Below are 547 nucleotides of genomic sequence, written 5' to 3'. Positions count from 1 at the left end.
CTGGATCGCCCGGCACATTTTCCCAGGCGGGTACATTCCTGCTCTATCGGAGATCCTGCCTGCAATTGAAAAGTCTGGCCTGGTCTTGCTGGATATCGAAGTGCTGCGTCTGCATTATGCAGAAACGCTGAAGGCGTGGCGCGAAAGGTTCTTGAGCAGGGCGGACGAGGCACGGTCACTGTATGATGATCGCTTCGTGCGGATGTGGGACTTCTATCTCGCCAGTAGTGAGGCATCCTTTCGGCATGGGTTTCACAACGTCTACCAAATCCTGGTCGGCCACAGGCAGGACGCTATTCCACTGACGCGCGATTATATGTACCGGTGATACAGCTGTACGGGCCTGGAACGGTATGTGACCCAGAATTTAAGCGGGATTCGCAAATTCAGCCTGCGATTTCATTACGTGGCGAGCAATGATGCTGTTTTCGTCGCAGCGCACGACATAGACACCGATCCGTGAATTTGTCGACGATATCAGAGGCTCGTGAGCTGTATCGGACAGCTCGACACCCAGGTGATCGAGCTGTCGGCAAATACTTTGTCT

Annotated in this window: 2 protein-coding genes; one reads left to right on the top strand and one right to left on the bottom strand. The window is 53.7% G+C overall.

Translation table 11 applies throughout. The features are described from left to right. A partial coding sequence (locus PKF00_RS44230) for a class I SAM-dependent methyltransferase (protein ID WP_271223790.1) occupies positions 1 to 328 on the top strand: 328 nt, incomplete at its 5' end. Between the two features lie 39 nt (positions 329 to 367). On the opposite strand, the gene PKF00_RS44225 is transcribed toward PKF00_RS44230, so the two are convergent. Further along, on the bottom strand, positions 368 to 547 hold a 180-nt coding region (locus tag PKF00_RS44225), incomplete at its 5' end, for a hypothetical protein (RefSeq protein WP_271223789.1).

It is taken from the genome of Streptosporangium carneum (assembly GCF_027922005.1).
Classification (GTDB): domain Bacteria; phylum Actinomycetota; class Actinomycetes; order Streptosporangiales; family Streptosporangiaceae; genus Streptosporangium; species Streptosporangium carneum.
Note: the sequence above shows the minus strand (reverse complement) of the source record. Positions and strands in the feature narration are given on the sequence as shown.